Raw genomic sequence first — 24,924 nt, forward strand, 5'->3', positions numbered from 1 at the left:
GCGGCTACATTGAACCGTAGTGCGGCGGCGGGCCATCGTCCGTGCCGCCGTCGTCAAGGATGGGCAGCAGCTCACGCAGCTTGGTCTGCATGGCGAGCATCCTCTTCTCCATCTCATCCAGCTGGAACTGCTGGGCCACAAGGGCCTGATTCAGTTCGCGTATGGTGGTGTCCTGAAAATAAACCGTCTCTTCCAGCTTGGCGATGCGTTCTTCCAGATCCTTCATGCGGACCTCCCGTATGTGTGGTTGTACGGATATCAGCCGCCAAGGGCGCAGATGATTTCAAACTGTTCCTGCGTAACCGGCATAACAGAAAGGCGCGATCCCTTCCTGAGCAGTTCCATATCCTCAAGCCCCGGTGTGTTGCGTATTTCACGCAGCGTCACCGGGCGTGCAAAGGCGTGCGCAAAGCGCACATCCACCATGAACCAACGGGGCGATTCCGGGGTGGATGCAGGGTCAAAGTGATTGTTCTCCGGGTCCCATGCCGTGTGGTCCGGGTAACTCTCCCGCACCACTTCCGCCACACCCGCAACGCCGGGATTGGTGACGCTGTGGTAAAAGAGCACTTTGTCGCCCGCGCGCATGTCGTCACGCATAAAATTGCGGGCCTGATAGTTGCGCACACCGTCCCACGGGGAAATGCCGCCCGGGGCGTTCTTCAGGTCGTCTATGGAAAAACAGCCGGGTTCTGATTTCATAAGCCAGTAACGGGGCATGGCCTGTCTCCCCTGCCGCGTGCCGGGCGGCGTATGTTGGCGTTTGCTTGGGCTGGCGGCGTACCGCGCGTGCGTCATGGCAGCTTGAGCCATTCTTCCAGCGTGGGCGGGGTGGGCACCCTTCCCGGCAACGGTGTCCACGCGCACCGGGCGGTAAGCTCTATGCCCCGCTGAATAATGGATACGGGCCGGTCCGCCGATACCACGATGACAATAAGTTCATCGTTGGTGGCTGTAAAGCGCACGGCGGAATTGTAGCGCGCCCCGCGGGCGCGGTTTTCGCCGGGAACGGCCCTTCCGTCCAGCAGGCAGGCAAAGCCGTGCAGGTGCGCGTCGCGTCCTATGTGCAGCGCGCCGTCCACCTTGGCGAAGGAGCAGGCAAGGTCCATGCCCTCTGCCGTGGTCAGGTTCAGCGGTGCATGCAGGGTCTGCCCTGCAAGGCTGCGGGGGGCTTCGCGCAGGTCCAGCACAATGGTGCAGCCGTGTTTGCGTTCCTGCGCACACGCCACAATGCCGGAGACAATGCGGAACAGCTCGTGCTGCCTGTCGTAGCCAAGGCTGGATTCCAGCAACGCCTCTTCCAGCTGAACAAGGTTGGGCTTGCGGTTGGTAGACTGAAACGCGCCGTCCGCAAAAGAGGCGATAATCTCGTCATCCAGAAAAAGGAACCCGTGCCGCCCCTGAAAGTCCGCCAGAATGGTGCCCTGCGGGAGCGGTTCACGCGTAATGCCCACAATGGTCCTGCCATCAGAAACCAGAGCACGGTCAGACGATTCCACGGCCAGCATCAGCTTGCGGCAGTGCCGCAGGTTGGCAAGAGAGGGCTGCTCCATGCGCGGAAAACTGGCAAGAAAATGTATGTCGCGCAGCAACGCAGGCTCCACAAAGGCAAGCCTGCCACGCGGCCATGCGCCTTCTTCTCTGGTGTGGGATATGCCGAGTATGGTGTCCAGCGTGGGGTAGACGCGCAGGTGGGTGTCCAGCCCCACCAGCTCGTTGCGGCGGTCAACAATGTAGTCGCGCACGGCGTGTGTGGCATACCCTTGCAGCACAAATCCGGATGCCCCGTCCCGCAGGTCGTTGCTTGCCGCAAGGTCCAGCAGCAACTGCGCGGCGGCGTGTTCCAGCCAGCGGAGCGTGGGCCCTTTGGAGCACAGATCCGGGTGCTCCTCCGTGAACCACATCAGCAGGGGCACCTCACGGTTGCTGCCGCCAAAAGCCAGCAGTCCGGTGAGCTGCGGGTCCTGCAGGGGGCGCAGTTCAAAGGGGCGCAGACCTTCCGGCGCGTTGCAGGCGGCGCGCCATGCCGTACAGTCAAGGAACAGCTCCCGGAGTTTGGGCTGGTGCCCGTCCAGCAGAAACTGCGGGTCCAGCACGCGGATGGGGTCCTGCGGAGCAAGCGACAGCAGCAGGGCGGCGCGGCTTGGGCCGGAAAAATGGCTCAGGCCTTCGCGCAGGCCGTCCAGCGTATGGTAGATGCACAATTTTCTGTAGGCGCTGCTCACTGGTGGCTCCTATGGGCGTACGATAGCGTAAAATGCCATGGGTACGGCATGCATAGCCTATCCCGTGCACGGACAACAAGCCGAAAATCGGGCAGCGGAAGGAGCGGGCTGTCCGGCTACGGGCAACGGGTAACGGGTAACGGGTAAAGATGCCGGACAGGCGAATGGGCACGGCAAATGAAGCGTTGCCCGCAGGGGCTGAAAGGCGCTAAGGTCGGGCAGCAAATCTGAACGGGCGAGGCGGGCATGAAACGCAAAAGGCAGGGGCGCAAGGTCATACAGCTGTTCGGCGCACGGGGCGGCGTAAAGCCGGGTTCCGGAGCGTCCGGCGAAGACGCACCGGCCCGTCCCCACGGGCAGAAACAGGGAGTGCCGCAGCATAATGCTTCTGCGCACGGCCATTCCGCCCAGTCTTCTCAGTCCGGCCAGTTTTCTCAGTCCGGTCAGTCCGTACTGGACGGGGCCGATATGGATGACCTGTTTCATCAGCTCAGCATGATGGCTACTCCTGATGCACCGGAGTTTGAGCCGTGGCCCGATATGCAGGGGGCTGTTCCTCCATCCGGAACAGGAGAGGCAGGGCATCCGCCGGATGCTCGGACCGTGAACCGCGCGGAGAGCACAGGACGGCGTGTCATGCCTGACGGTTTTGCCTTTCCCGCGCTGGACCGCATGGCGGCGCGCATGGCTTCCGCCATGGCGCGCAGACTGCATAGCCTTTCCACCCGCCGCTGGCAGGTGCTTCCTGCCACAGCGCGGCGTGTGCGCTTTGCCGCATGGTCGCGTTTCAGTGCCTCCCTTACCGCCACGGTGCAGATGCTTCCGCTGGAAGGGGTGGCTTTGCTGGGGGCGGATGCTCCCCTGACGCACCTGCTTGCAACCCGTCTGCTGGACAGAGGACCGGAACGGCGGTTTGCCGATCCGTTGCCCGTGTCGGCGATTCCATCTGTAACCTCACCAGCCCCCATGCCGGAAAAAGGGCCGGGACACGGTCCGGATTCCGGCAACACGCAAGACAATCCTTCGGGGGTAACGCCGCATATTCCCTCCGCCATTCCTGAAGATATCCGGCCTGTGGTCGAGCCGCCGCCTCTTCCGCGCAGCCTTCAGTCAGAATCGTCACACGCATCGCCAAACACATCATTAGGCACCGTACAGGCGGTGCACGACGGAGCAGCGCACGCGGCAACCTCCGTGCAGGCCGTGGCAGCCTATTGCCTGCATGCTTTTCAGTTGGACTGGGAATGGGCCATGGCACCATATTTTGAGGTGGAGACGGTGCGCTGCCGGCTCATCGGACCCGGTGAGCCGGTGGTAGAACTGGGTGAACTGGCTGAACTGGACGAGCCGGGTGAATCGGGTGATGTCGGTGATGTCGGCGAGGCAGGTGAGGAAGACGAATGCGTGCTGGTCACCTTTGCCGTTTCCGATGGTGAACGGTCCGGCCGCATGCTGCTGTTGTTCCCCCTCACCATGCTGCGCCCGCTCGGGGCCATGCTTGCGGAACCGGCGCGGCTGCTCATGCCGTCTTACACAGAGACGGATGATGAGGCCTTTGCACGCCTCCGTTCACTGGACGATGCAGCATTGGCCGCAGAATTACGCACGGCGCATCCGCTGCTGGCGGCTGTGGTGTTGTTCCGTATGGCGGATGAGCGGCGCGGGCGCGTGCTGCAATTGCTGGAACCTGCCATGCGTGAGGAGCTTGTGCGGCGCATGGGCAGGCGCGCCTCCATGCTGCGCACCCTTTCCGTGGAGCAGCGCACTGTTGTCCGCACACTTCTTTTGGGAGAGACGCATGCCGCGCACGTGCTGCGCATGTGCACCCCGGAGGCGGCGGCGCGGTTCCTTTCCCTTGTGGCAACACTGCCCAGCCTGTTTCCCGCGCAGGCATCGCAGATACTGGCGGAAGGTGCTCCCGGAATGATGTGCAGCACCCCGCTTGTGGTGGATAGTGGTATGGTCACCCGGTTGCTCATGCGCAGCTTCACCCCGGCAGAAGCTGCAAAGGTACGTGCCCGGCTCAAATCCGGCGGGTATGCGCTGCCGTTCAATTGCCTGCGGCGATGCACTCCGTCCGGCATTGCAGACCTGTTGCGCATGGAGTGCCTTGGCGGCGCGGCACTGGTGCTGCGTCATCTGTTGCGCATAGATCCCGGCTTGGCGGCAGAGGTGTTTTCCCTTTTGGACGAGACCATGCGCCCCGGTATTCTGGAGCGCGTGGCGCAACCACGGTCCATTGCCGCAGATGTGCTGCACGCCGTGGAAAATGCGCTGTGCCGGGAGTTGTTCCGGTGCGGTTCATGGGAGTATGGCCGGAGCGAGCGCGATGCCGGAGATGTTACCCCCGGAAATCCTGTTCAGGAAAAGCACACCGGAAGGGCTGCCGGGGGCGGGCTTGCCCAAAACAGGCAGGCCGAACAAGAGCAGAACGGACAAGAGCAGAACGAACAAGAGCAGAACGGAAAAGAGCAAAGCAGGCAAGAACAGGATGGCAGGCCAGAGTATGCCGTCCGCGCTGCACATGCAGTCCGCGCCGCCCCGGCAGGCACAGCACAATCCCGTGCGGCATCGGGCGTGGCGGGCAGCAATCCGTGCCCCGACTGTCCGGAGGGGAGTGCGTCCGATGCCTGTCTCCTCATGGCCGCCCTGCCTGCGGACGAGCGCGGGCGGCTGGCGGAACGCCTGACGCAGGCCGGAGTGGCATTGCCTGCGGATTGTCTTCCCTTTCAGCAGTGAAAAGTCGTCTGCCCGTAGCCGCAACCGACACGCCCCGCGCAGGACTCTGCACTCAGAATACAGCAGGGAACATGGGGCACATGGCTCTTGTATGGGTTCCTGTATGAGCTCCTGTGCGGGCTATGGGCAGTATCGGCATAGGCATGTTCTGTTGTGGCCCGTTGAGGCCCGTTGCGGCTCGTTGTCACCCCTATCCGCCCGATATGTATTCGCTGCCGCCATATCCCGCTAGTTCTCGCCATATCCTGCCCGTTCCCGGCCTTCAGCGTTTTTTGCCGGAGCGGCTGTTCCAGTCTGGCCTTTGGGATGACTGGCTGCCGCCTTGTCCGCCTGCTTTCCCCGTGCCGCTGTTGGCATTTCCACCGCCCTGCGCCGGTTTTTTCCCTTTGGGGCCGGAATGCTGCGGCCCGCCGTTGCTGCGGGGGCGTTGCGGCGGGTTGTCCCTGTCGGGCTGGTCGGAGTGTTCAGAATGCCCAGAACGGCCAGAACGTTCAGAACGGCCAGAGCGGTCGGAACGGTCGGAACGGTCGGAATGGGCAGAGCGCTCAGAACGGGCAGTGTTCTGATCCCGGCGTCCCTGCCGCGCTGTACTCTGCCGTGCGGAGTGTCCTGCCTCTGTGTTCTGCTTTTCCGCGTCGGGCATGAGAATGTGATGCTGGCGCAGACGTTGCGCATCCGTGCGGGCAACGTACAGGGGGGTGCCGTCCGGTGCCGCAGCCGTGAAAAACATGGCCGTGGCCACGGTGCCCGGCGTGGGAATAAAACACTGCACCTGCCGGGGGCGCCAGCCCCTGCGGGCAAGCCAGTCACCCAGTGCGCGCATGTCGTTGTCCGTGCAGCCGGGAAAACCGCTCATGAGGTAGGGCACCACATACTGTTCCTTTCCCGCCGCCTCCGAATAGCGCTCAAAGGCGCGCAGAAACGCCTCAAACACCGTCAGGCCGGGCTTGCGCATAAGGTGCAGCACCGTGTCGCAGATATGCTCGGGGGCAACCTTGAGCTGGCCGCCCGTAAATTCCATGGTGTACGCGCGCATGGCATTGTCATCGCGCATGGCAAGGTCAAACCGCACGCCGCTGGCAACGCGCACATGGCGTATGTGCTGCTCATCGCGTATGCGCCGCAGCATGTCCACGGCCAAGGACTGGTCCACCTTGAACTGCGGGCACACGCCGGGATGCATGCAGCTTGTGCGCCTGCATGTGGCCGGGTCTGCCGCGCACCGGGCCTGCCACATGTTGGCCGAGGGGCCGCCCACATCACTTATGGAGCCGTTGAAGCGCGGAATGGCCGACATGGCCCGCACCTCGGAAAGGATGGAGTCGCGGCTGCGCGAGGCAATCCGCCTGCCCTGATGCAGTGCCAGCGAGCAGAAAGAACACCCGCCCCCGCACCCTCTGTGGGTGGTTATGCTGGTCTGAATCATGGCTTCGGCCGGAATGGGCTGCGTGTAAGCCGGATGCGCCCTGCGGGCAAAGGGCAGGGCGTAGAGGCTGTCCATCTCCGCCTCTTCAAGGGGCGGCGCGGGCGGCGCAAGCACCACGGCGCGGTCGCCGGAAGGCTGCACGGCCCATGCCTGCGCTGCCTGAACGTGACGCTCCAGCATGAGGGTCGCTTCCATGAGCAGGGCCGGGGTGTGTTCCATGGCTTCATGGGATGGCAGGCACATGACGGTGGCGTCTTCAGGTATCCCTTCTGCGTGGCAGGGGTTTTCCGCATCTTCCCCGCGGTGTAACAGGCGGCCCATGACAGCCGTGCCGGGAATACCGAACGAGGCCCGCCGCAGGGCTGCCGCGTCCGCCGTGCCGGTATCGTCAAGACTCAGCGCCATGGCTCCCGCAAGGGCAAGAATAGCCCGTTCGCCCATGCCGTAAACAAGGCAGTCGGCCTTGCTGTCCTGCAAAATGGGGCGGCGCAGTTTGTCCGTCCAGAAGTCGTAATGCGTTATACGCCGCAGGGAGGCTTCAATGCCGCCTATGACCACACCCATGCCCGGAAACGCCTGTCTCACAAGGCTTGTGTAAACGGTTACAGCCCTGTTGGGGCGCGCTCCCGCCTTGCCGCCGGGGGTATAGGCATCATCGTGGCGTTTTTTGCGAAAGGCCGTGTAATGGGCCAGCATGGAGTCCAGCGCGCCTGCGGAAACGGCGGTGAACAGGGTAGGGCGGCCCATGCGCTGCACGTCCTGCGGAGTATCCCAGCGCGGCTGGCTGATAACCCCCGTGCGGTAGCCGTGCGCCACAAGCCAGCGGCCCAGCAGGGCGGCGGCAAAGCTCGGGTGGTCCACGTATCCGTCGCCGGAAACGATGAGGATATCCAGTGCATCCCAGCCGAGGCGGTCCATCTCTTCGCGGGTCATGGGAAGAAAGGGCGGCTGCTCAAGCGGGGTGCGGTGCTGCGCAGGGGTCACAAAAGGCGTTCCGGCAATCGCCGGGCGGGGTGGGGTGGGGGTGTGCATGCGCGGACTATAGCAGGCCGCCCGGAAATGGCAATCAGGCGTATAGCGGCGTATGGCGGCATATTGCGGCGTATTGCTCCGTAGACTTGTCCCTGTCTGCCTGCGCAAGCCCTGTCTGCCTGTACAAGCGGTTTGTGCGGGAGTCTTTGTTGCGGAAAGCTTGCGGAACCATGCGGTGTCCGTGCCCCCGCCTGCATGTCACATGATGCCGGAAATATGCGAATACTCGGCAGATTGCGGATTCGGAGGCTTGCCTTTCCTGCGGTGCTGTATTACGTGAGCATTATATTTGCCATTCCGTAGGGATATCGTATTGTGCGCATCGGCGTTCGGGCCGTGACCGGAGGGATTCCGGGCAGATACGTGAAACCGCAAAGACGTTGCGCACGGACAGGCCAGCACACCGCAGCAAGGGGGTGGTGTATGACGTTTACCACTGCCGCTTCCGGCAGAGTGGACGCCGTAAAGGCCGGGATGCCCGGTGCTGCCGTTCGCCATGGTGCCGATACTGCTGCAACAGGCACCGGCGAAGATGCCATGCTGCGTTTTTCCGGCACACAGGACCGCATGAAGGTCGGCGTAGCCCGGTATATCCCGCCCAGCGGCGGGGGCAGGCCCCTGACTGTGGAGCGCATCCGCAAACTGCTGGCGGAAGCAGGGGTCAAGGTACCCCTGAGCGAGAAAGGCGCGGAAAAGCTGCTGCACTGCATCAGCACCGGCGGGGCTGTTGACCGCATTGTCATTGCCCGTGGTGTGCAGCCGGAAAACGGCAAAGACGCCTACATAGTCCCATACGGCAACTTCAATTATCCCGTCTTTCCGGGTCAGGCCATAGGCAATCTGGTGGCCGCCGTCATGCCCAAGCCCGGCATGCGGGTGGATGGCTCGGAAATTCCCCCTCACCTGCCCCATAAGCCCCGCGATATAGTGATCGGCGAAAACGGCCATTGTGTTCTGGACCCCGCATCGCGTGATATTTCCTCCACCGTGTTCGGATTGGTGCAGGCCACGGATACCGCTATCAGCGTCACTCCGCTGGTGTCCGTTTCAGAGGATGCCATGCAGGCGTCGGTCCGGCTTCATTTCCGCGATATGGAAGGAGCTCCGCTCACCAAGGCGCGGGTGCTGGGGGTGCTGCATGCCCTGCATGTTCCCGTTGCTCTGGTGGATCAGGCTGCCATTGAAGAGGCACTGGAGCGGTGCGAGCGCACAGGCAAGCCTTCGGAGCCTGTTGTGCTGGCACGTGGGCGGCAGCCCGTGCACGGGAGAGACGGATATGTGGAAATGCTGTCAGAGGAGCGCGAAGCTGCTCCTGTGGGCATGACCAAAGCCAACGGTGCCATAGACTTCCGCAACCGGGGGCTTTTGCCCTCCGCACGGGCAGGCGCGGCAGTGGCCGTGGTGCATCCTCCCACGCGTGGTGTTGCCGGGGTGGACGTGCTGGGCAATGTGCTGCCCGCCAATGACGGGCAACCCGCAAAGGTGACGCTGGACAGAAGCGTTGCGCTGGATGCGGACGGTAAAACTGTTCTGGCGCAGGTGGACGGGCTTGCGCAGTATGTCGGGGGCACGCTTTCCGTACAGGAAGTGGTGCAGGTGGACGGAGATGTGGATTTTTCCACCGGCAATATTCACGTTGCCACGGGGTCTGTCCGGGTAAAAGGCACGGTGCTTTCCGGCTTTTCGGTAAAGACTCCCGGTTCGCTGGTGGTGGGGGCCGCCATAGAGTCCGCCCGCATCATGGCGGGGGGCAATGTGGAGGTGGCGGGCGGCATACTGATGATGGAAAAGGGGTATGTCCGCTGTGGCGGCAGCGTGCACGCGGGATTTGTGAACGAGGCGGTCATAGAGGCCCGTGATGATGTGGTGGTGCGCGACTTCATGCTGCACTCCACGGTGCTGTGCGGCGGCAGGGTTATTGCCACCACCGGGCGGGGTAGAATTCAGGGCGGCAGCATCACCTGCATGGGCGGTGTGGAAGCTCTGGAACTGGGCGCAGAACTGGGCGTGGCAACCAAGGTGACGGTGGCTGTAAGCTCCAAGGCTCTGCGCGAGCTGGAAAAAGAGCGCGATACCGTAAAAGAGGCTCTGATCAAGCTGACGGCCAAGTTCGGCGAGGGAGCGGAAGAAGAACTGCTCATGCGTGCCCGCCCGGAACAGTACAAGGCCATAGAGGCAGCCTTGGCCCTGCGGGAGACCCTGACGAACAAATACAACGACCTGCGGGAGCAGGTGGCGGAGGCGCGGGTGCGGGCGTCTGCGAAGCTGCTGGATAAGCGGGTTGCCGTGAGCGGCGTGGTGCATCCCGGCACTGTCATCACCATAGGCGAGGCGGTGTTCACCGTGTCACATCCCATTCAGGCCGCGGTGTTCCGCTATGTGCCGGAAAGCAGGCGTATAGAGGTCGTTTCCGCCTGATCCGTTTTTCGTGAAATACCTGTCCGGGCGGCATTGCGCCACACGCAGCGTTAAGCTTCCTTTGCAGGCGTTGCACATACCCGTCGTGCCGGATGATTGTCGCTGCGGCCCCTCGGTATCGCCCTGCGCAGGGCACAGGTATCACACGGTGCACGACACAGATAATACACAGCGCACGGCCGCATAAGAAAAACCCCGCCTCATGTAGAGACGGGGTTGATTTTTGCTGCTTCATGCACCGCCGGAACCGGATGCGGTGTTTCGGGCGGTTATTCCGACTTCTTGGGCGGCTCTATGAGCATCTTGCCCTTGGATGAGGTATCCGGGTGTCCGGGAGGCATGCCGCCCTTGCCCATTCCTCCGCCCGTTCCGCCGCCCATTCCGCCTTTGCCGGAAGCGCCGTGCGAATCGGTAAAGGCGTGCCATTCGTCATGCGAAATCTCGCCGTTGGCATCGCTGTCTATGGCGTCGAACGCGGCCTTCTTCATGGAAGGATACTGGGCTTCAAACTCTTCCCAGGTTACCGTGCCGCTGGAATCCTTGTCCATGTGGTCGAACTTGTCGTCCGCCGCTCCGGGCGTGGTCCACAGGCAGGTTATGAGAGCCGCGAGAGCGAGTTTTTTCATTCCGTCTCCTTGCCGCCGCAGGGCGGCCTGTATGCTGTACGTCCGTATGACCGTAACCGATTCGGGCGCGCGGTATACCCTGTGTGCCATAGGCGTCGCAGGGGCCTGCACCCGTTTCCGGGAAGAGATACTCCGTCTGTTCCGTCGTGTCCAGCGTTGGCGCGTTTCTCCGCACAATATGGACGGGAACGTCCGTTGTGCACGGCCTGCATGAAAAAAAGCCCGCACCCGGTATATGCGGCACATGTGGCAGGCGGGGCAGGCGTAAGGAAGGGGAGAATGCCCTTGTATTTCGCTCGGTTCTCATGCTTCCGTGCACGAAAAAGCCCCTTTCCTTGCGGAAAGGGGCGTAGCGCTCTGGCTCCCCGGACAGGACTTGAACCTGTAACCTAGTGATTAACAGTCACCCGCTCTGCCGATTGAGCCACCGGGGATCGTGGCGGTACGCGCCTTGCGGTGCGTCCGACGAGGGAAGAGATTTACGGATTTCGTTTGCCTGCGTCAAGGAAAATGTCGTGAGGAGGGAATAATTCCTTGCATCACGAGGGGCTGCGCACGAAAAAGCCCCTTTCCTTGCGGAAAGGGGCTTAGCGCTCTGGCTCCCCGGACAGGACTTGAACCTGTAACCTAGTGATTAACAGTCACCCGCTCTGCCGATTGAGCCACCGGGGAATATCGGCCAAGACGCGGCACAGTGCGTGACGCGCGGAAAAGTCTCTAAGCGAAAGCGGAGCAAACAGTCAAGCCCGATTTCCGTAATTTTGATTTTTTGTTGAAATCATGTTTTTACCTTAGTGAGCGGGCACGGTTTCTTGACGGCAGTGGACAATTGGCATAACCCTTCCCAATTCAGCACTGACCGAATCCACTACACGGAGTTATTGCCTTGAGCGACCAGGAAAAATCAAAGCGGCCTATCATCAAGCTACCTACAAAATCCAAGCATGCCGACTATTTTATGCCCATGCTGGAGAGTTTTGCCAACCGCGATGATCTGAACGAAGTGGTCAAGAACAGGGTGGCAAAATCCTGTGAACTGCTTGAGGCGGGATATCCTCTCTTTCCCAATGGTTTTCGCAAGCAGGACGACTTTTCCGAGATCAGGGCCGAATTTGAAGGGCTGGAGGCGGAAGAGCTGGAAGGGCTGGACCGTGAATTTCAGTGTGCCGGGCGCATTGTCGCCGTGCGCTCGTTCGGCAAGGTAACCTTCTTCCAGATGCTGGACCGCAGCGGCAAGATGCAGTGCTACACCGCGCGCGAGGTGCTGGGCGACGAAGAATACGCCATGTTCAAGAAGCTGGACATAGGCGATATCGTCGGGGTTCGCGGTACGCTTTTCCGCACCAAGACAGGCGAACTGACTCTCTCGTGCAGCAACGTGAAACTGCTCACCAAATCTATCCGCCCGCTGCCGGAAAAGTATCATGGTCTCAAGGATGTGGAAACCCGCTACCGCCAGCGGTATGTGGACCTCATCGTCACGCCCCGCACGCGCGAAATCTTCCGCAAGCGAACGCAGATAGTGCGCGAATTCCGCCGCTTCATGGAAAGCCACGGCTTCATGGAGGTAGAAACCCCCATGATGCAGCCCATTCCCGGCGGTGCAACGGCGCGCCCGTTCATGACGCACCATAATGCGCTGGATATCCAGCTTTACATGCGCATCGCCCCGGAGCTGTATCTCAAGCGTCTTCTTGTGGGCGGGTATGAAAAAGTTTTCGAGATAAACCGCAACTTCCGCAACGAAGGGACATCCACCCAGCACAACCCGGAATTCACCATGTGTGAATTCTACTGGGCGTATGCCACGTTCGAAGACCTTATGGACCTCACCGAGCAGTTGTTCGGCCATATCGCGCAGGCGGTGTGCGGCAGCACGGTGATCACCTATCAGGAACAGGAAATTGATCTCACGCCGGGCACATGGACCCGCATGGGCTTTCTGGAATCGCTGGAAAAGATCGGCGGACACACGCCGGAACTGTATCTGGACTACAACAAGCTGGCCACCTATATCCGCGAGCGCGGCGAAAAGGTGGTCAAGGGCGAAAAGCTGGCCAAATTGCAGGCAAAGCTGTTCGATCTGGATGTGGAACCGCGCCTTGTGCAGCCCCATTTCATCTATCACTATCCCACAGATATTTCACCTCTTTCCCGCCGCAACGAGCAGGACCCCTCGGTGACGGACCGGTTTGAACTGTTCATGACCGGACGCGAGCTTGCCAACGCCTTTTCCGAACTGAACGATCCCGTGGACCAGCGGTTGCGGTTCCTTGATCAGGTGGCGGAAAAGGAAGCAGGCGATGACGAGGCACACTTCATGGATGAAGATTACCTGCGCGCGCTGGAATACGGCATGCCCCCGGCGGCAGGACAGGGCATAGGCATAGACCGGCTGGTCATGCTGCTCACAGACTCCGCCTCCATCCGCGAAGTCATTCTGTTCCCCCTGCTCAAGCCGGAGATGTAGGCCCCGGCACATGAGTTTTGAATCATTCATCGCGCTGCGCTACCTGAGAGCGCGAAGCAAGCAGACCTTTATCTCTGTCATTTCCGTCATTTCCATTCTGGGCGTGGCACTGGGAGTGGCATCGCTCATCGTGGTTCTGGGTGTCATGAACGGGTTCACCAAGGACCTGCGGGATAAAATTCTCGGCGTCAACGCCCATGCCATCACCATGTCCGTGAGCGGGCCTTTCGCGGATTTCGAAAAGACCATGCAAACCGTGCTGCAGGTGCCCGGCGTTGTGGGAGCCACCCCCTTCATCTATTCGGAAGTCATGATCTCCGGTTCCGGCGGCGTAAAAGGGCTGGTGCTGCGCGGCGTGGACCCGGATACCGCCGAAAGCGTGCTCTCCATACGCGAACACATGGAAGACGGCGGATTTGTGCGTCTTAAAGAAGACGGCATGCCCGGCATCATCATCGGCAAAGAACTGGCGCAGCGGCTCGGAGCGGGCATAGGCAGCCGGGTGAATCTGCTTTCGCCCTCCGGCACGCGAACCTCCACGGGGTTCACTCCCCGCGTACGCAATCTGCGCGTGGTGGGGCTGTTCAAAACCGGCATGTGGGAGTATGATTCCTCGCTGGGATTCGTCTCCCTGCAGTCGGCGCGCGAACTGCTGGGGTGGGAAGAAGAACTGGTCACCGGGCTGGAAATGACTGTGCAGGACGTGTACCGTGCCGACAAAGTGGCCGAAGACGTATCCGCCGCGCTGGGCGGGTATCCCTTTTATTCGCGCAACTGGATGGAGATGAACGCCAACCTGTTCGCCGCCCTCAAGCTGGAAAAAACGGCCATGGGCATCATCCTCACGCTCATCGTGCTGGTGGGTTCCTTCTCCATTGTCACCACGCTGGTCATGCTGGTCATGGAAAAAACACGCGATATTGCCATCCTCATGTCCATGGGAGCCACCCGCAGACAGGTCCGGCGCATCTTCATGCTGCAGGGCACTATCATCGGTGCGGTGGGAACCTGTCTGGGCTTTGCGCTGGGGCTGGCCGCCGCCTACCTGCTCAAGCAATATCAGTTCATAGAACTTCCCAAAGGTGTCTATTCACTGGATAAACTTCCTGTCCTTATAGAGTGGATAGATCTGCTCATCATCGGTGTTTCAGCCATGCTGCTCTGTTTTGTGGCCACCATTTACCCTGCGCGGCAAGCGGCCGGGTTGCAGCCTGTCGAAGCCCTGAGGTATGAATGACCATGCGGGATGCGCTGTACGAACTTTCCGACGTGGGACGCGAATATGCCGGCCCTGCGGAAAAGGTGACGGTTCTCAGTGGACTGGACCTGACAATTGACAACGGCGAGACTATCGCGGTGGTGGGTGCTTCCGGTTCCGGCAAAAGTACCCTCTTGCATCTCTTGGGAACCCTTGATAATCCTACAAGGGGCACCATACTTTTCCGTGGCAGCGATCTGAACACGCTGTCGCCGGAAGAAAAGGCAGCCCTGCGTAACCGTGAAATAGGGTTTGTTTTTCAGTTCCATCATCTGCTGCCGGAGTTCAGCACGGTGGAAAATGTGGCGATGCAGGCGATTATAGGCGGCGTGTCGCGGTCCAAGGCGCTCGGGCTTGCCCGTGAGGCGCTCGGGCTGGTGGGGTTGCAGGACCGTGTGGAGCACAAGGTAACCACCCTGTCCGGCGGCGAGAGGCAGCGCGCAGCCATTGCACGGGCCATACTTATGCGGCCCGCTGTTCTGCTGGCCGATGAGCCTACGGGTAACCTTGACGAACGCACCGGGAGCGCCGTTGCCGAACTGCTGCTCAGGCTGAACGAGGAACTGGGCATGACACTGGTGATGGTTACCCATAATTTGGAGCTGGCGGGCCTTATGCAACGCCGTCTTGAACTGAGAGCTGGAGAACTGTATGTCCAAACTGTGTAGGCCGGGTCTTGCGGCGGTCCTTTCCCTGCTGTTTCTGCTGGTAGCGGGCAGCGCGTCCGCCTTTGACATCCGGGACACGAAGATTCTCGTGCTGCCCTTTGAAGTCAACGCCGGAGAAGACATGGCGTATCTGGAGGACAGCCTCCCGGAACTCATCGCCGAACGTCTTGTGGCCAAGGGGTTCGCGGTGGTGCCGCAGAATCAGGCGCTTGCGCTTCTTCAGCAGCAGGGCCTTTCAGAGCTTTCCATTGCCGCTGTAAGGGACATTGCCGTCCTTGCAGGGGCAAACTATGCCATCTACGGCAGCTTCAATCAGGTGGGTGAGGAACTCTCCATCGATGCCCGCGTGGTAGAAGCCTACGGCCTGCAGGCCGCCAAGCCCGTTTTCATCAACAAGAGCGGGCTTATCAATATTCTGCCCGCAGTGGATGAACTGGTCGCCACGGCAACCAACGATATGCTCAGCAAAAATACCGTTGCCAACGTGATCATCAAGGGCACCAAGGTACTGGACCCCGATGTGGTGCTCATGCGCCTGCGCGTCCGTAAAGGCGACCCGCTGGATGGCAAGACAGTCAATAACGAAATCAAGCGTATCTACGAGCTCGGATATTTCAGCGATGTGCAGGCGTCTCTGGACCAGACCCGCGACGGCATGGATCTTGTCTTTACCGTGGTGGAAAAGCCGCGCATTGAAAAGATCGTTGTGGAAGGCTCCGATGGCGTGAAGCAGGACGACATTCTGGCCGCCATGAGCACCAAGGTGGGGGCGGTCATGAACGAAAAACTGCTCGCACAGGATCTTGAAAAGGTTCTGGAACTCTACCGCAAGGAAGGTTTCTACCTCGCCAAGCTGACGCACAAGGTGGAAGAACATGCCCGTCATTCCGCCAGCCTCATCATGACCGTAGAAGAGGGCGAAAAGCTCTATATCAAAGAAGTTACCATCATGGGCGTTGAGCAGCTTGACGCGGGTGATGTGAAGAGCGAACTTGCCCTTTCGTCCCGTAACATACTGTCGTGGTACACGGGAACCGGCGTTCTGCGTGAAGATTATCTGGAGCGCGACTCCGCCGCCATAGGTGCATACTACCTGAACCGCGGCTTCATGGACGTTATGGTCGGTGAACCACAGGTAGATTATCAGGAGGACGGCATCGTCGTCACCTTCCGTGTCAAGGAAGGGCAGCGCTACAAGGTGGGCAACATTTCGTTCAAGGGCGATCTCATCGAACCGGACGACAAGCTGCTTTCCATCGTGGAGATCGACGAGTGGAAGAAAAAGGAAACCTTCCTCAACTACTCCGTCATCAAGGACGATACCAACAAACTTACCGAATACTACGCCAAGCATGGCTACGCCTATGCTGAGGTAAACTTCGATACCCAGAGAGCCGACGGCGAAACCATTGATCTGGTGTATACTGTTTCCAAGAAGAACAAGGTTTACGTGCGCAACGTAAACATCGAAGGAAACTCCCATACCCGTGATAACGTGATCCGCCGCGAATTGGCCCTTTCCGATGGCGAAGCCTTTGACGGTGATAAGCTGCAACGCAGCAACAGAAACCTGAACTCGCTGGGCTACTTTGCCGCTGCCGAAGTGGAAATGGTGCCCACCGGCAATCCCGATGAAGTGGACCTGAAGGTTAAGGTCAAAGAGCAGAACACCGGGGCACTGCTTGCCGGTGTGGGCTGGAACACATGGGGCGGGGTCGGCGTTTCCGGCTCCATCCGCGAAAGTAACCTGTGGGGCAAAGGCTACGCCGGTTCGCTTACCGGCTCGTTCAGCAAGGAAACCACACGTTATGATCTTGGTTTCCTGAACCCGCGCGTCTACGACTCCGTCTACTCGCTGGGACTGAACACCTACATCGCAGACAGCTCTTATGATGACTACGACATCAAGACCATAGGCGGCACCGTGGTCGTGGGCAGGCCCATCACGGACAGAACCAAGGTCTTTGTCGGGTACCGGCTGGACAGCTACGAAATCTACAACGTGGATGAAAACGCTTCAGACACCATCAAGGATGACGAAGGCAACCGGTTCGCAAGCGTTGCCTCCGCCACTGTCGTGCGCTCCACCGTTGACGACGCCAAGCGGCCCACATCCGGTACCTTTACCCGCGTATTCAGCGAATACGGCGGCGGTGTCCTGCAGGGCGATGACAATTTCATCAAGGTTATTGCAGAAACACGTGCCTATTACGCCCTGAACAAGAACAACGTGCTCATGGGTATGGTCAAGGGCGGCGGGCTGTTCCGCAGCGAATCGGGCGATGATGTGCCCCTGGTGGAACGTTTCTGGATAGGCGGCATCAACTCTGTCCGCGGCTATAAACGCTCTGACTTCGCCGTCCGTGACAAAAACGGCGACAAGATCGGCGGCACGCGCATGGCCTACACCAACCTTGAATACCAATGGTACTTCAACAACGAACTCGGCATGCAGCTTGTGCCCTTCTTTGATGCCGGTGTGAACATCGACGACGAATACGGGCGCGATGCACAAAACGGCTTCCTGAGCAGCGTGGGTCTTGAATGGCGATGGAAGTCGCCCATGGGCGACCTGCGCTTTGCCTACGGCTTGCCTCTGAACAAGGTGGACGGCAAGCAGCGCAGCCCGCGGTTCGAATTCGCCATGGGGCAGACCTTCTAAGTACAACGTTACACAGGGGGCGCGGTGCAGACTGCGCCCCCTGTCCGTTTCAGCATCGGATATCTGTTTCGGGTTGCATCCGCAGGTATGTTCCAGTAGGCTGCCGGGGACGATATGTAAGGAAGGAGCTTCGGGCATGAGCTGCGTTCCTCCTCAATCCGAAATCCATACTCTTGTTATTTCAGGTCCATATTGATTCATAATGGAAATGTTTGTTTTCCGATCGGGTAAGCTGGCAGCACTGCTGCTCTGTCTGTTGTGCATCTTCCTTCTTTTGCCGCATGTGGCCCGGGCATCCACCACTGCGGAATACCAGAATGCATATCAGGCTTTCCGGTCACTCTCAGGCGATGAAAAGCGCGCCAATTTCCGCTCCCACTGGAAACAGCTGGAAGAGCGGTTTCTTGCCGTGTTCAAGCGTGACCCTAACGGAGCCAACGCACCCAAGGCGCTGTTCTATGCTGCCCGTGTGAACGAGGAGCTGGGCAAGCGTTCTTTTCTGGCTTCGGATTTCAAGACGGCAGCCGACTATTACGGCCGTGTTGCTTCGCGTTTTCCCAAGCATAGCTGGTCTGATGACAGCCTCTACCGCCGCGCCGAGTTGTACTACAACAATCTCAATGATCCGGAGTCCGCACTGGCGGACCTGAACACGATTCTCAAACAATATCCCAAGGGGGATATGTTTGCCCGCGCCCGCGAACTGCATCGCCGCATCAGTGGTGAAAAGGCCGCAGCCAAAGCTTCTCCTCCCGCAAAGGCGGCAGCGGCACCCGGTCAGGCCCAAACAAAGCAGGCCCAGACTAAGCAGGCTCCGCAGGCCCAGCCGCAGCCCGCAAAACAGATCCAGCCCGTTCCCGACGTTGCCCCGCCGTCCGTTCAGGAACCGGCACGGCAAAGCCAGCCGGTCGCTGCGGGCGGGCTTATGGAATTGCACGAAATCCGGTATCAGGGCAGCAACGAATACACCCGTATCGTCCTCAACGTAACGGGCGAAGTTCCCTACCAGTACCAGATCCTGCCGGAGGACAAGAAGCTCGGGCTTCCCTTCCGGCTGTACGTGGACCTTAAGGGGACTACCCTTGGTTCCCGTGTGGACAGCGAACTGACCATAGCGGACGGCATTCTGCGCCGGGTACGCACCGGAACGCCCAATCCGGGGGTAAGCCGTGTTGTGCTGGATTTCGAAGCTGTACAGAAATACACGGTTTTTTCGCTCGATAATCCCTACCGCATCATCATAGACGTAACTTCCTCCAAGGTGGCTGTCGCGGATGCGGCAAAACCGGCGGCACCCCGCACGGAACCGGAACCTGCGAAGCAGGCTGCGGCAAAACCGGCCCCTGCCAAAAAGGCAGAGCAGTCCCCTGCAAAGAAGGAGCCCTACGTTGTTCCCCCCGGTGGCAAGGAACAGGCGGGCGATCTTGTCAAGCAGCTGGGCCTGACCGTAAAGACCATCATGCTTGATCCCGGCCACGGAGGAAAAGACCCCGGTGCCGTGGCGCACGGTATTCAGGAAAAAAACTATGTTCTGCGTGTGGCCAAGATGGTGGGCGACCGCCTTACCAAGAAAGGCTTCACGGTCCTGTATACAAGAACCAAGGATGTCTTCGTGCCGCTTGAGGAGCGAACTGCCATGGCAAACGTGCGCAAGGCAGACATGTTCATCTCCTTTCACATAAACGCGCACCGCAGCGCTTCCGTCGTGGGGCTGGAAACCTACTACCTTGACCTCGCCAGTTCCGAGAGTGCTGTCCGCGTGGCCGCGCGGGAAAACGCGGTGAGCGAAAAGCGCATCAGCGACCTGCAGTTCATTCTCACCGACCTGATGCTCAATTCCAAGATGCAGGAATCCAAGGATCTGGCTTCGCTTATCCAGAAGAACATGGTGGGGCAGGCCCGTTCCGGCGGATTTTCGGTCAAGGACAACGGCGTACGCAGCGCACCGTTTTATGTGCTCATGGGAGCAAAGATGCCGTCCGTTCTTGTAGAATTGGGCTACTGCACCAACAGGGAAGAGGCGCGGCGCATCCAATCTGACAAATATTTGGAAAAAATGGCTGATGGCATCGTCAAAGGGGTGGATTTGTACACCCGGCAATTGGAAAAATATGCCGCCATGTAACACTTCTTGACGTTCAAGAGTGTTGGGGGCTATTCCTCTGCATCACGCCCGCAGCGGTTTGGGTGGCGGATTGATCCGCAGCGGGTAATCGTATCACAAAGCAATTTTCACATGGTGAATAAAGGAGTTACAGCCAATGCGTAAGATTCTTTTCCTTACTCTCGTTCTTCTGGTGGCGAGCGTGGTTCCTGCTGCTGCAGGCAAATTCGGTTACATCGACTCCATGACTTTGGCCACCGAATCCGAACCGGCCAAGGCAGCACAGGAGAAGATGAAGGGAGACTTCGGCGCGGAAGCCAAGACCGTGGAGAATCTGGCGAAAGATCTGGAAAAGAAGATGCAGGAACTGCAGGTGCAGGCTGCTGCTCTTTCCGAAGCCGCACGTGAAGACAAAAAGGTGGAACTGCTGCGCATGCGCCGCGATGTGGAAGACAAGCAGCGCGCCCTTGCCCGCAAGGTGCAGGCAGCCAACGAAAGCGTGCGCAAATCCATCTCTACCATGATTCTCATGGCCACGCAGGACTTTGCCAAGAAGAACCAGTACGACATCATCTTTGACCGCTCCTATCCTTCCATGGTGCATGCAGAGCCCGCTCTGGATGTGACCAAGGAAGTGATGGTTGAACTGAACCGCATCTACCGCGAAAACAAGAAGAAGTAGGCAGCATGGCGCGCAGGCTTTCCGACATAGCCGCGGAACTGGGGCTGGACCTGCGGGGCGAAGACATGGATGTCGCCGGGGTGAACACCCTTGAGGCGGCAGGGCCGGATGAGATAAGCTTTCTGGCCAATCCCAAGTACGTTCCGCAACTGGCTTCCACGCGGGCGGGGGCTGTCATCTGTAGTGCCGATTTCGCCGGAGAGGTGAAAAGGGCCCTAGTCAGCGACAATCCCTATCTGGACTTCGGACGCTGCGTCTCGCTGTTTGCCAAGGCGCAGGGCACGCTCTCCGGCGTGCATCCCATGGCGTGCATAGACCCTGCGGCCAGGGTCGCGGAAGGCTGTACCGTTTACCCCTTTGCCTACATCGGGCCGCGTGCCGTGGTAGGGGAGGGAACGGTGCTCTTTCCCGGCTGTTACGTGGGCGAAGACTGTAGCATAGGCAGGGGCTGCATACTGTATCCCAACGCAGTGCTCATGGCGGGAACTGTTATCGGCGACGAATGCATTCTCCATGCGGGCGTGGTGCTCGGTGCAGACGGCTTCGGGTTCGTTCCCACGTCGTTCGGTATTCAAAAGATCCCGCAGATCGGCACTGTGCAGATAGGCAGTGATGTGGAAATAGGTGCCAACACCACTATTGACCGCGCGGTGCTTGGTGTTACCTCGGTGGGCGACTCCACCAAGATAGACAATCTGGTGCAGATAGGCCACAATGTGCAGATGGGCGGGCAGTGCCTGATCATCTCGCAGGTGGGCATTTCCGGTTCCACCAAGGTGGGGAATAACGTCACCATGGCAGGGCAGGCTGGCATTGCCGGGCATCTTTCCATAGGCGATGGCGTAACGCTGGGGCCCAAGGCGGGCGTTGCCAAGGATATACCCGCAGGGCAGACCATGGGCGGCACCCCCGCCGTGGACAAGGGAACCTACATGCGTACCCTCTCGGTCATGCCCAAGCTGCCGGATATGTACAAACGGCTGCAGCGGCTCGAAAAAGAGCTGGCTGAGCTGAAGAATGGAGCGGAGAAATAGCCTCATGACGCAATCTACCCCCAATTCGACCAATTCGCCCAATTCGTTCGACATACGGAAGATTCTGGGACTGCTGCCCCACAGGTATCCTTTCCTGCTGGTGGACCGTGTGCTGGATTTCACGCCCAACCAGAGTATTGTGGCCTATAAAAATGTGACCCTGAACGAACCGTTCTTTCAGGGGCATTTCCCCGGCATGCCTGTAATGCCGGGGGTGCTCATCCTTGAGGCTATGGCCCAGACCGGCGGCATTCTGGTCATAAAAAGCACAGATACCACCATAGAGGACAAGCTGTTCCTCTTCACCGGCATGGAAAAGGTGCGCTTCCGCAAGCCCGTATACCCCGGTGACCGGCTGGAACTGCATTGCAGCCTCATCCGCCACAAGCTCAAGCTGTGGAAGATGGAGGGCAAGGCGTATGTGGACGGCAAGCTCGCCGCAGAGGCGGAAATGACCGCTGCCATCATGAACAAGGAGGAGATGTAAGTGGCTTCCCAGATACATCCTTCCGCGTTCATAGCTCCCGGCGCGCAGTTGGGTGCAGATGTCGTGGTGGGCCCGTGCGCTGTCATTGAAGATGATGTCGTCATCGGCGACCGCAGCCGCATAGATGCCTTTGCCTCCGTGAAGCGGTTCACCCGCATGGGCACAGACAACCATATCCATTCCTACGCCCTTGTGGGCGGCGAACCGCAGGATCTTAAGTTCGCCGGAGAGGAAAGCTGGCTGGAAATGGGCAACGGCAATTCCGTGCGCGAATTCGCCACCCTGCACCGTGGCACCGCCGGCGGCGGCGGACTCACGCGCGTGGGCAACGGCAACCTCTTTATGGCCTACACCCATGTGGCACACGACTGCCAGTTGGGTAACGAGATCGTTATGTCCAACGGAGCCACCCTTGCAGGGCATGTCTCCGTGGACAGCCGCGCCATTCTGGCAGGGCTTTCCGCCGTGCATCAGTTTGTGCGCATAGGTGCCTATGCCTTTGTGGGCGGCATGAGCGGCATAAGTCAGGACCTGCCTCCCTTCATGCTGGCCGTGGGCAACCGGGCCGGGGTGCATGGCCCCAACCTTGTGGGTCTGCGCCGTCTTCAGGCTTCCCGTGAACTTATCGCCGCGCTCAAGAGCGCCTTTCGTCTTGTCTGGCACTCCGACACCCCCCGCAAGGAAGCGTTGGAGCAGCTGGAGTACGAGTACGGCGTCTTTCCGGAGATTCTCTCCTTTGTTGAATTTGTGCGGGCCAGCGAGCGCGGTATTCTACCCGCCGATTAATCGTTCGCCGCACTGTACCCGGCATGCAACGGGAGAAAGGCGCGGCCTTTCTCCCGTTTTTTCGTGGCAACGTGGCCTCATGAGGATCGTATGGCGCAGGAAAACATAGGCATAGTGGCCGGCGGCGGCCAGTTCCCGGCTCTCGTGGCACGGGGCGCGCGTGAGGCCGGAATGGGCGTGGTCATGTGCGGTTTTCACGGCCACACAGACCCCGCGCTGGCATCCGTGGCTGACCAGTTCAGCATGTTGCATCTGGGCGCACTGAACAAGCTCATCGAATTTTTCCGGTCGCGCGGCGTGCGCCGTCTGTGCTTTGCGGGTGCCATAAGCAAGCCCCGCGCACTGGATCTGCGGCCCGATTTCCGCGCCGCCAAGGTGCTGTTCCGTCTGCGTTCCAAAGGGGACGACGTGCTGCTGCGCGCAGTGATGGAAGAACTGCAGTCCGAAGGCCTCGCCATCGTGCAGGCGGCGGAACTCGTTCCAGGTCTGCGCGGGCCGGACGGCGTGGTTTCCCGCAGGCAACCCACGCAGGAAGAATGGGAAGACCTGCGTTACGGCTGGCCCATTGCCGCTGCCATAGGGCGGCTGGACATAGGGCAGTGCATTGTGGTCAAGCGCGGCATGGTTGTCGCTGTGGAGGGGCTGGAGGGCACGGATGCCGCGTTGCGCCGGGGGGCGGAACTGGGCGGCGCGGGCTGTGTGGCCATCAAGATCGTGAAACCCGGACAGGACGAGCGCATAGACCTGCCCGCCATAGGCTCGGCGACCATGCGGACATTGGTGGAAGGGGGCTATTCCTGCCTTGCCTACCATGCCGGAAAGACATTGTTTTTTGATCGTGAAGAGGCGCTGGCACTGGCAGATGCCCACTCGCTGGCGGTGGTGGGGCTGGACGATGCGTTCGGCAGGTAGCCGTCCGGCTGGTAGTCATTCGGCATGTCCGGGAGCCTGAACGGATCTGCCACCGAGCAGAACAGGCCCGCAGGCATACGGCGGGCTGTTTTTTCAACACCGGATGCGAGTGCGTGCTCAGGTCTTCAGTGTGTCGCAGGCGCTCTTCATGGCGATACCGCTTTGCCCACAGACGGGCAGACCATACAGGAGGAAGTTCCCATGAGAACAGCAGACAGGATGCAGGGCGTTCACAGGTCGTACATACGGGAAATCCTCAAGGTAACAGCGCGGCCGGAGGTCATTTCCTTCGCGGGCGGGCTTCCGCACCCGGATTCCTTCCCTGCGGACAAGGTGGCGCAGGCGGCTGCCCATGTTTTTGCAGAAGATGGCGCGGCAGCCCTGCAATATTCCACCACAGAAGGGTATGAACCGCTTCGCAACTGGATTGCGGAACGCTACGCGAAACAGGGGCTTGCTGCCCGGCCGGATGATATCCTCATCACCACAGGCTCCCAGCAGGCGTTGGATATGGTGGGCCGCGCCCTGTGCAACCGGGGCGAGCCTATGGTCATAGAGCGTCCGGGGTACCTCGGCGCCATTCAGTGTTTTTCCATGTACGGGGTGGATTTCAAGCCGGTGGACCTTCTGGAAACCGGCGTAGATACCGGACAACTCGATGCCGTGCTGCAACAGACCGGCGCACGGTTCTTCTACGCCGTCCCCAATTTCCAAAACCCCTCGGGTATTTCCTACGATGCCCCCACCCGCAAGGCTGTGGCGGAAATTGCAGGGCGGCACGGCTGCATCGTCATAGAAGACAACCCCTACGGAGAACTGCGTTTCATGGGTGAAGACCTTCCGCCCGTGCGCAGCTACATGACAACCCCCTCCATCCTGCTCGGTTCCTTTTCCAAGATGGTTGCCCCGGGTATGCGCCTCGGCTGGGTGTATGCCCCGGACGGCCTCATGGACAGCCTCGTGCGGGCCAAACAGGCCTGCGACCTGCACACCGCCACGCTCACTCAGCGCATACTCTACCGCTATCTGGCGGATAATGACGTGGATGCGCACATCGCCTCCATCCGCGAACGCTACAAAACCCACCGCGACCTCATGGTGGCTGCCATACGCGAGCACTTCCCGCAGGAGGTGCGCGCCACAGACCCTCAGGGCGGCATGTTCCTCTGGTGCACCCTGCCGCAGGGCCTTTCCGCCGAACAGGTGTTCGAACGGGCCATACAGCGCAACGTGGCCTTTGTGCCGGGCCGCCCCTTCTACGTGGACGGAACGGACAACACCTTCCGCCTGAACTTCTCCAACGCCAGCCCGGAGAAGATAGAAGAAGGCATCGCCCGCCTCGGAGCCTGCCTGCGCGAGTGCCTGCATCAGGCACAAAGCGCGGCCTGACCGCAA

At 60.1% G+C, this 24,924-nt stretch carries 18 protein-coding genes and 2 tRNA genes; 13 read left to right on the forward strand and 7 right to left on the reverse strand.

Annotated elements, in window-relative coordinates; translation table 11 throughout:
- Positions 1 to 4 precede the first annotated feature (4 nt).
- The 3 genes from HUV26_RS09250 to HUV26_RS09260 all read right to left on the reverse strand — a co-directional run bounded on the left by HUV26_RS09250 (position 5) and on the right by HUV26_RS09260 (position 2,225).
- Positions 5 to 226: a SlyX family protein gene (locus HUV26_RS09250; RefSeq protein ID WP_174409827.1), complete on the reverse strand. Its 222-nt coding sequence runs from the start codon at positions 224 to 226 to the stop codon at positions 5 to 7.
- 32 nt (positions 227 to 258) lie between these two features.
- The gene (locus tag HUV26_RS09255; RefSeq protein WP_174409828.1) at positions 259 to 720 is read right to left on the reverse strand and encodes an EVE domain-containing protein; all 462 of its coding nucleotides are present in this window, start codon (positions 718 to 720) and stop codon (positions 259 to 261) included.
- Positions 721 to 794: 74 nt separating this feature from the next.
- Positions 795 to 2,225, reverse strand: a complete 1,431-nt coding sequence (locus HUV26_RS09260) for a DNA integrity scanning protein DisA nucleotide-binding domain protein (RefSeq protein ID WP_174409829.1) — start codon at positions 2,223 to 2,225, stop codon at positions 795 to 797.
- 246 nt (positions 2,226 to 2,471) lie between these two features.
- On the opposite strand from HUV26_RS09260, the gene HUV26_RS09265 reads away from it, so the two are divergent.
- Complete coding sequence (locus tag HUV26_RS09265) at positions 2,472 to 4,964, forward strand: hypothetical protein (protein WP_174409830.1); 2,493 nt, start codon at positions 2,472 to 2,474, stop codon at positions 4,962 to 4,964.
- A gap of 262 nt (positions 4,965 to 5,226) precedes the next feature.
- On the opposite strand, the gene HUV26_RS09270 is transcribed toward HUV26_RS09265, so the two are convergent.
- Entirely contained in the window at positions 5,227 to 7,323 is a 2,097-nt protein-coding gene (locus HUV26_RS09270; RefSeq protein WP_243451364.1) for a YgiQ family radical SAM protein, read from the reverse strand.
- A 522-nt stretch (positions 7,324 to 7,845) separates the two neighbouring features.
- Between HUV26_RS09270 and HUV26_RS09275 the strand changes: the two genes are divergently transcribed.
- The gene (locus HUV26_RS09275; protein WP_174409832.1) at positions 7,846 to 9,840 is read left to right on the forward strand and encodes a FapA family protein; all 1,995 of its coding nucleotides are present in this window, start codon (positions 7,846 to 7,848) and stop codon (positions 9,838 to 9,840) included.
- Between the two features lie 269 nt (positions 9,841 to 10,109).
- Here HUV26_RS09275 and HUV26_RS09280 read toward each other — a convergent pair whose 3' ends face one another.
- From HUV26_RS09280 to HUV26_RS09290, 3 genes are all read right to left on the reverse strand, one after another.
- Positions 10,110 to 10,466 carry an EF-hand domain-containing protein gene (locus tag HUV26_RS09280; protein ID WP_174409833.1) on the reverse strand — a complete coding sequence of 119 codons (357 nt, stop codon included), beginning with the start codon at positions 10,464 to 10,466 and terminating at the stop codon, positions 10,110 to 10,112.
- A 358-nt stretch (positions 10,467 to 10,824) separates the two neighbouring features.
- A tRNA-Asn gene (locus HUV26_RS09285) sits at positions 10,825 to 10,900 on the reverse strand.
- A 162-nt stretch (positions 10,901 to 11,062) separates the two neighbouring features.
- Positions 11,063 to 11,138: transfer RNA gene (locus HUV26_RS09290), tRNA-Asn, on the reverse strand.
- Between the two features lie 292 nt (positions 11,139 to 11,430).
- On the opposite strand from HUV26_RS09290, the gene lysS reads away from it, so the two are divergent.
- From lysS to HUV26_RS09345, 11 genes are all read left to right on the forward strand, one after another.
- Positions 11,431 to 12,936, forward strand: coding sequence for a lysine--tRNA ligase (gene lysS / locus HUV26_RS09295; protein ID WP_174410265.1), 1,506 nt, complete (start codon positions 11,431 to 11,433; stop codon positions 12,934 to 12,936).
- 10 nt (positions 12,937 to 12,946) lie between these two features.
- Complete coding sequence (locus HUV26_RS09300; RefSeq protein WP_174409834.1) at positions 12,947 to 14,173, forward strand: lipoprotein-releasing ABC transporter permease subunit; 1,227 nt, start codon at positions 12,947 to 12,949, stop codon at positions 14,171 to 14,173.
- Positions 14,174 to 14,175: 2 nt separating this feature from the next.
- Entirely contained in the window at positions 14,176 to 14,862 is a 687-nt protein-coding gene (locus HUV26_RS09305) for an ABC transporter ATP-binding protein (protein ID WP_174410266.1), read from the forward strand.
- The gene (gene bamA / locus HUV26_RS09310; protein WP_174409835.1) at positions 14,846 to 17,524 is read left to right on the forward strand and encodes an outer membrane protein assembly factor BamA; all 2,679 of its coding nucleotides are present in this window, start codon (positions 14,846 to 14,848) and stop codon (positions 17,522 to 17,524) included. The genes HUV26_RS09305 and bamA overlap by 17 nt, the downstream gene beginning before the upstream one ends.
- Positions 17,525 to 17,726: 202 nt before the next feature.
- Positions 17,727 to 19,649, forward strand: a complete 1,923-nt coding sequence (locus HUV26_RS09315; protein ID WP_243451332.1) for an N-acetylmuramoyl-L-alanine amidase — start codon at positions 17,727 to 17,729, stop codon at positions 19,647 to 19,649.
- 136 nt (positions 19,650 to 19,785) lie between these two features.
- Entirely contained in the window at positions 19,786 to 20,310 is a 525-nt protein-coding gene (locus tag HUV26_RS09320) for an OmpH/Skp family outer membrane protein (RefSeq protein WP_174409836.1), read from the forward strand.
- Between the two features lie 5 nt (positions 20,311 to 20,315).
- On the forward strand, positions 20,316 to 21,344 hold the full coding sequence (gene lpxD, locus HUV26_RS09325) for a UDP-3-O-(3-hydroxymyristoyl)glucosamine N-acyltransferase (RefSeq protein WP_174409837.1): 1,029 nt from the start codon (positions 20,316 to 20,318) through the stop codon (positions 21,342 to 21,344).
- A 4-nt stretch (positions 21,345 to 21,348) separates the two neighbouring features.
- On the forward strand, positions 21,349 to 21,831 hold the full coding sequence (gene fabZ, locus HUV26_RS09330; RefSeq protein WP_174409838.1) for a 3-hydroxyacyl-ACP dehydratase FabZ: 483 nt from the start codon (positions 21,349 to 21,351) through the stop codon (positions 21,829 to 21,831).
- Positions 21,832 to 22,617: an acyl-ACP--UDP-N-acetylglucosamine O-acyltransferase gene (lpxA, locus tag HUV26_RS09335; RefSeq protein ID WP_174409839.1), complete on the forward strand. Its 786-nt coding sequence runs from the start codon at positions 21,832 to 21,834 to the stop codon at positions 22,615 to 22,617.
- A 90-nt stretch (positions 22,618 to 22,707) separates the two neighbouring features.
- A complete protein-coding gene (locus tag HUV26_RS09340) occupies positions 22,708 to 23,529 on the forward strand; it encodes an LpxI family protein (RefSeq protein ID WP_174409840.1) in 822 nt (273 codons plus the stop codon).
- A gap of 201 nt (positions 23,530 to 23,730) precedes the next feature.
- Positions 23,731 to 24,918 (forward strand): aminotransferase-like domain-containing protein, encoded by a 1,188-nt coding sequence (locus HUV26_RS09345; RefSeq protein WP_174409841.1) that lies wholly within the window; start codon positions 23,731 to 23,733, stop codon positions 24,916 to 24,918.
- Positions 24,919 to 24,924 lie beyond the last annotated feature (6 nt).

Source organism: Desulfovibrio psychrotolerans (genome assembly GCF_013340305.1).
GTDB classification, from domain to species: domain Bacteria; phylum Desulfobacterota; class Desulfovibrionia; order Desulfovibrionales; family Desulfovibrionaceae; genus Halodesulfovibrio; species Halodesulfovibrio psychrotolerans.